The 6,294-nt window shown below is 73.3% G+C and carries 6 protein-coding genes; 3 read left to right on the top strand and 3 right to left on the bottom strand.

What is annotated here, in order from left to right:
- Positions 1-10 precede the first annotated feature (10 nt).
- Complete coding sequence (locus tag AB0B40_RS20720) at positions 11-490, bottom strand: Lrp/AsnC family transcriptional regulator (protein ID WP_345050122.1); 480 nt, start codon at positions 488-490, stop codon at positions 11-13.
- A 122-nt stretch (positions 491-612) separates the two neighbouring features.
- Here AB0B40_RS20720 and hppD point away from each other — a divergent pair, with 122 nt between their 5' ends.
- The gene (gene hppD / locus AB0B40_RS20725; protein ID WP_345050119.1) at positions 613-1,761 is read left to right on the top strand and encodes a 4-hydroxyphenylpyruvate dioxygenase; all 1,149 of its coding nucleotides are present in this window, start codon (positions 613-615) and stop codon (positions 1,759-1,761) included.
- Positions 1,762-1,770: 9 nt separating this feature from the next.
- On the opposite strand, the gene AB0B40_RS20730 is transcribed toward hppD, so the two are convergent.
- Positions 1,771-3,243: a tetratricopeptide repeat protein gene (locus tag AB0B40_RS20730; protein WP_362264873.1), complete on the bottom strand. Its 1,473-nt coding sequence runs from the start codon at positions 3,241-3,243 to the stop codon at positions 1,771-1,773.
- Positions 3,244-3,335: 92 nt separating this feature from the next.
- On the opposite strand from AB0B40_RS20730, the gene AB0B40_RS20735 reads away from it, so the two are divergent.
- Positions 3,336-4,742, top strand: a complete 1,407-nt coding sequence (locus tag AB0B40_RS20735; protein ID WP_345050113.1) for an FAD-linked oxidase C-terminal domain-containing protein — start codon at positions 3,336-3,338, stop codon at positions 4,740-4,742.
- A 29-nt stretch (positions 4,743-4,771) separates the two neighbouring features.
- Here the strand turns inward: AB0B40_RS20735 and AB0B40_RS20740 are convergent, their stop codons facing one another.
- On the bottom strand, positions 4,772-5,185 hold the full coding sequence (locus AB0B40_RS20740; RefSeq protein WP_345050110.1) for an SsgA family sporulation/cell division regulator: 414 nt from the start codon (positions 5,183-5,185) through the stop codon (positions 4,772-4,774).
- A gap of 233 nt (positions 5,186-5,418) precedes the next feature.
- Here AB0B40_RS20740 and AB0B40_RS20745 point away from each other — a divergent pair.
- Positions 5,419-6,294, top strand: an 876-nt coding sequence (locus AB0B40_RS20745) for a DUF2510 domain-containing protein (protein WP_362264874.1), incomplete at its 3' end; no start/stop codon positions are given.

Below are 6,294 nucleotides of genomic sequence, written 5' to 3' on the forward strand. Positions count from 1 at the left end.
CCCAGGTCGGTCAGGTCTCTTCCCGGTCCCGGGCCGCCTGCTCCACCAGCGGGATGATCCGCAGCGGAACGGGGTTCTCCATCACGATCGCCGTGGAGGCCCGGACGATGCCATCAAATCCGACAACCCGGTCGATCACCCGCTGGAGATCGGCGTTCGAGCGGGCCACCAGCCGGCACAGCATGTCCCCGGTGCCGGTGGTGGTCAGCAGCTCCAGCACCTCCGGCACGGTCGCCAAGTGCGCCCGGACGTCGGGACCTTGGCCCTGCCGGATCTGCAGCGTGGCGAACGCGGTGACCGGGTAGCCCAGGGCCGCCGGATCCACCTGGGGGCCGAACCCGCGGATGACTCCGTTCGACTGAAGCCGGTCGAGCCGCGCCTGCACGGTGCCCCGCGCCACGCCCAGCCGCCGGGACATCTCCAGCACCCCGATGCGCGGCTCCTCGGCCAGCAGCACGATGATCCGCCCGTCCAGATGATCGATCGCCACGCGACCCCCTGAGATGGTCATCCTGTACAGAAAGACCGCATGTACGGTCGTACCACTGAACACATTGCCCAGTTAATCCGCGAACTATTGCGCACCTTGCAGAGCGGCGCCACTCTTCCGCCATGACGCAGACCACACAGCACACTCCCGAGACGACCGCCCGGCAGGCCGACCCCTTCCCGGTCAAGGGAATGGACGCGGTCGTCTTCGCCGTGGGCAACGCCAAGCAGGCGGCGCACTACTACTCCACCGCCTTCGGCATGCGGCTGGTCGCCTACTGCGGACCGGAGAACGGCAGCCGCGAGACCGCGAGCTACGTCCTGGAGAACGGCTCCGCCCGCTTCGTGTTCACCTCGGTGATCAAGCCGAGCAGCACCTGGGGCCACTTCCTCGCCCGGCACGTCGCCGAGCACGGCGACGGCGTCATCGACCTGGCCATCGAGGTCCCGGACGCCCGTGCCGCGTACACGTACGCCGTCGAGCACGGTGCCCGCTCGCTCGCCGAGCCGTACGAGGTGAAGGACGAGCACGGCACCGTCGTCCTCGCCGCGATCGCCACCTACGGCGAGACCCGCCACACCCTGGTCGACCGCTCCGCCTACGACGGCCCCTACCTGCCCGGCTACGTCACCGCCGAACCGCTCGTCGAGCAGCCCGCCCGGCGCACCTTCCAGGCCGTCGACCACTGCGTCGGCAACGTCGAGCTCGGCAAGATGAACGAGTGGGTCGAGTTCTACAACAACGTCATGGGCTTCACGAACATGAAGGAGTTCGTGGGCGACGACATCGCCACCGAGTACAGCGCGCTGATGTCGAAGGTCGTCGCGGACGGCACCCTCAAGGTCAAGTTCCCGCTCAACGAGCCCGCCATCGCCAAGAAGAAGTCCCAGATCGACGAGTACCTGGAGTTCTACGGCGGCCCCGGCGTCCAGCACATCGCGCTCAACACCAACGACATCGTGGAGACCGTCCGCACGATGCGCGCGGCCGGCGTCGAGTTCCTCAACACCCCCGACTCCTACTACGACACCCTCGGGGAGTGGGTCGGCGACACCCGCGTGCCGGTCGAGACGCTGCGTGAGCTGAGGATCCTCGCCGACCGCGACGAGGACGGCTACCTGCTGCAGATCTTCACCAAGCCGGTCCAGGACCGGCCGACCGTGTTCTTCGAGCTCATCGAGCGGCACGGGTCCATGGGCTTCGGCAAGGGCAACTTCAAGGCCCTGTTCGAGGCTATCGAACGCGAGCAGGCCAAGCGGGGCAACCTGTAACGGCGGCCCCTATTCCCCGGGCGGCGGCTCGTCGGGGACGTCGCCCAGCTCCTGCAGCGCCTCCCGCGCCTCCGGCACCCGCAGCACGGAGAAGTACGGGTTGATCCGCAGCGCCTCCTGAAGGTGCCGCCGCGCGGGGCCGTACCGCTCCAGCTCGCCCTCGATCATGCCCAGGTGGAACGCGTACAGCGCGCTGCGCACCCCGCCGCCCTTCGTCTTGTCCGTCGCGACGGACGCGTAGGTCAGCGCCTCCTCGTCCTCACCGGACCGGTGCAGCGCCCAGCCCAGCGCGTCGGCCACCTCGGTCCCCGGCTGGCGCTCCCACTCCTCCCGCAACCGGTCCACGGCCTCCCACGGGTCCCCGTGGTCCGCCTCGAACCGCCCGATGAGCAGCTCCTCGTCGACCCCGCCCGCCACCGACTGCCGTACCGCCGTCCGCAGCCGGGCGTACTGCTCCTCGGCGAGCCGGGACTGCCCCAGCGACTCGTACAGCTCACCCAGCTCCAGCAGGTCCCCGGGGTCCGGCCGCTTCGCGACGGCGGCCCGGTACCCGGCGAGCGCCTCGGCCGTGCGCCCCTGCCCGGCCAGCGTCCGCGCCCGCCCGGTCAGTGCCGCGTGCTGGTCGGGATCGAGCCGCAGCGCGGCCTCGAAGTGCCGCAGCGCGTCCGGCAGGTCCCCGCGCTCCCAGGCCAGCTGTCCCACGCCGGCCAGCCAGGCCGCCTGCTCGGCGGGCGTGCGGGCGCCGGCCGCCGCGTCGGTCAGCTGCGCCACCGCGTCCTCGCGCCAGCCCCGGTCCCGGTACACCGCCGCGGTCCGCGCCATCACGGCCGGCCGCGCCGTCGCGTCCGGGCGCAGCGCCAGCAGCTTGTCCAGGGTGGACCGGGCCTTCTTGTAGTCACCGAGCCCGGTGTACGCGTCGATCAGCGGCGGATACGCCGTCCACTGCCTGGGCGCCGCCTTCAGCGCCTGCTCGCCGTACTGCTTCGCCGCCGGGAAGTCCCGGCGCGCGAGGGCCAGCGCGGCCAGGCCGTCCAGCGCCTGCGGGTTCTTCGTGCCGCGCACCTCCAGCGAGGTGCGCAGCGCCCGTTCGGCCCGCGGGTAGTCGGTGGCGTCGGCCGCCTGGCGCCCCCGCTCCACGTACGCCGACCCCAGCACCGCCCAGGCCCGGGCGTCCTGCGGCTGCGCCCGCACCCGCGCCTCCTGCCGCCCGATGAGCGCGGTCAGTCCGGGCAGCGCGGCCGGCACGCCGTAGGTCACCGTGGTCAGCGTCTGCGCCCGCGTCCCGGCCCGCGCCTGCGGACCCGCGGCGGGCGGTCCGGGCACCCGCTGCTGCCGTTCCCCGGGCAGCAGCGTCAGCACCGCGCCCGCGACGGCCCCGCCCGCCAGCGAGGCCACCAGCACCCGCCGCAGCACCCGCCGGGAACGGCGCGGCGGAGGGTCGGTGAGCAGGGACGTACCCGGCATGCTCGGTCGGTTGTCCATGGCGCTCACTGTGCGCCAGTACGACGAGCACATCCGGGTGGCCCAAGGGAGGCACGGTTGGGGTTCACACCGATGGCCGCGAGTGTCACGCTGTGATCATGAGCCGTATCGAAGCACCGCGCGACGAACACACGGGGAACCTGACCGACCGGCTCCTGGCCGGCCTGCCGCCCGAGGCCGTCCTGACGGACCCCGACATCACGGCCTCCTACGCCAACGACATGGCGAGCTTCTGCCCGGCGGGCAGCCCCGCCGTCGTCGTCCTCCCGCGCACCGTCGAACAGGTCCAGCACGTCATGCGCACGGCGGCCGAACTACGGGTCCCGGTCGTTCCGCAGGGCGCCCGCACCGGCCTGTCCGGCGGCGCCAACACCACCGACGGCTGCATCGCGCTGTCCCTCACCAAGATGGACCGCATCCTCGAGATCAGCCCCGTCGACCGGATCGCCGTGGTCGAACCCGGTGTGATCAACGCGGCCCTCTCCCGCGCCGTCGAGGAACACGGCCTGTACTACCCGCCGGACCCCTCCAGCTGGGAGATGTGCACCATCGGCGGCAACATCGGCACCGCCTCCGGCGGCCTGTGCTGCGTCAAGTACGGGGTGACCGCCGAGTACGTCCTCGGCCTGGACGTCGTGCTCGCCGACGGCCGGCTGCTGTCCACCGGCCGCCGTACCGCGAAGGGCGTCGCGGGCTACGACCTCACCCGCCTCTTCGTCGGCTCCGAGGGCTCCCTCGGCATCGTCGTCCGGGCGGTCCTGGCGCTGAAGCCCAAGCCGCCCCAGCAGCTGGTCCTGGCCGCCGAGTTCCCCTCCGCGACCGCCGCCTGCGACGCCGTCTGCCGCATCATGGCGGGCGGCCACGTGCCGTCCCTCCTCGAACTGATGGACCGTACGACCGTCAAGGCGGTCAACGCCCTCGCCCACATGGGGCTGCCCGAGACCACCGAGGCGCTGCTGCTGGCCGCGTTCGACACCCCCGACCCGGCCGTCGACCTCGCCGCCGTCGGCGCCCTGTGCGAGGCCGCCGGTGCCACGCAGGTCGTCCCGGCGGAGGACGCCGCCGAGTCGGAACTCCTGCTGCAGGCCCGGCGGCTGTCGCTGACCGCTCTGGAGGCGGTCAAGGGCACGACGATGATCGACGACGTGTGCGTGCCCCGCTCGCGGCTCGGCGCCATGCTGGACGGCGTGGACCGGATCGCCGTCAAGTACGGCCTCACGATCGGCGTCTGCGCGCACGCCGGCGACGGCAACACGCACCCCACCGTCTGCTTCGACGCGCAGGACCCCGAGGAGTCCCGCCGGGCCCGCGAGTCCTTCGACGAGATCATGGCCCTCGGCCTGGAGCTGGGCGGCACCATCACCGGCGAACACGGGGTCGGTGTGCTGAAGAAGGAGTGGCTGGCCCGGGAGATCGGCCCGGTCGGCGTGGAGATGCAGCGGGCGGTGAAGCAGGTCTTCGACCCGCTGGGCATCCTCAACCCGGGCAAGGTCCTCTGAGCCCGTGACGGGACCCGGGCTCACCGGGCTCACCGGGCGAGCAGCTGGTCGAGCGCGTCGTCGATGCCCAGCTGCCCGCCCTCCGCCCCCGGGGGCACCGCCCGCAGCGCCCGCTCCAGCCAGGCCGACACCTGCGGCACCGGCGCCTGGAGCAGCGCGTCGCCGTCCGGTGAACTCAGCGCCATCAGGATGACGCCGTGCCCGTTCACCTTCGTCGGCCACACCCGCACATCCCCGTGCCCGCACGGCCGGAAGACCCCCTCCACCAGCAGATCGCGGGCGAACGTCCAGGTGACGGGCTGTTCGGAGTTGATGTGGAAGGCGATGTGGACGGCATAGGGGTCGTCGGAGCGGTAGCTGAGCCGGGCCGGGACCGGGACGCTGCGCTCCGGCGCCAGGATCAGCTCAAGCTCCAGCTCCCGTTCCACCACGGTGTGCTGCATGACCTGCGTTCCTCTCTGGTCGGGGCCGCTCGGACCGGGCCCGTACGGATGGAGAGGGGGGAGGGGCGGAGCCATTACGCGGGTCCGGGGAAGTTTTTCCGCGGGCCCGGGTGAGCCTGGTGCACCGTTGCCCGGAAAGGGGTCGGTCCTGCGGGACTGGCGGTGGGGGGTGCCCGGGTCTGATAGATGTGGAGGCCCCCATACCACCCCCGAGCAGATACGGGACGACGGACATGAGCGCCCCAACCCCGGCACCCGGTGACGACAGGCCCCGCGAGGGCTACTACCCGGACCCGTCCATCCCCGGCTACGTCCGGTACTGGAACGGCGCCTCCTGGGTGCCCGGCACCAGCCGCCCGGCGCCGAAGGACGGCGAACCGCTCACCCCGCCGCCCGGCGTCCGGCCGGCCGCCCCGTCCGTGGAGGAGACGGGCCCCCACTTCTTCGACGAGGACCCGGCGGACACCGGCCCGCGGGACGGCGCCGACCAGCAGGGCCACATGGGACTTCAGGGCCCTGTGGGCCACCAGGCCGGTCAGGCGGCCCAGGCCGGCCAGTGGGCTCAGGCGGGCGGGCCCGGGCAGGCCGGGCAGGGCGCGCGGTGGGGCCTGCCCGACGGGGCCGGGCAGCGGGCGCGGGAGGCCGGGTCCGGCGGGGACACCGGCCGGGGCGGCGCCTGGGGCGTCGACCCGCGGGTGCCGGCGGACTCCCCGGACCCCGCGGCCGGCCGGGGAACCAGCCGGGCCGACGGCTCGGCCACGGTCCCCCCGGCGGAGGACGGCGGCGCCCCGGACCCCGGCACCTTCATCTTCCGCCGCCCGATCCCCGGCCCGGCGGCGGCCCGCACCGACGACGGGACGATGACGTTCCGTCCGGTGCCCTCCGGCCCGGCCGGCTCCGAAGGCGCCGCGTCAGGGGCATCAGGGGTAGCAGGCGCAGCAGGGACACCAGGGACAGCAGGCGCGTCCGGCACCGGCGGTCCGGCCGGTCCGGCCGGTTTCGGTGCGCAGGGGCCGGCCGGCGCGCCCGCGAACTCCGGCTTCGGTGCCGGTAAGGCCGCGGCGGCCCGGGCCGGCGCCGCCCCGAGCTCGGAACAGCCTCGGGGAGGG

Source organism: Streptomyces sp. NPDC042638, from assembly GCF_040647235.1.
Classification (GTDB): domain Bacteria; phylum Actinomycetota; class Actinomycetes; order Streptomycetales; family Streptomycetaceae; genus Streptomyces; species Streptomyces rameus.

What these genes read in the sequence shown, in the direction of transcription:
- AB0B40_RS20730 (WP_362264873.1), bottom strand. Translation starts at nt 3,243, where the DNA reads ATGGACAACCGACCGAGCATGCCGGGTACGTCCCTGCTCACCGACCCT.
- hppD (WP_345050119.1), top strand. Translation starts at nt 613, where the DNA reads ATGACGCAGACCACACAGCACACTCCCGAGACGACCGCCCGGCAGGCC.
- AB0B40_RS20740 (WP_345050110.1), bottom strand. Translation starts at nt 5,185, where the DNA reads ATGCAGCACACCGTGGTGGAACGGGAGCTGGAGCTTGAGCTGATCCTG.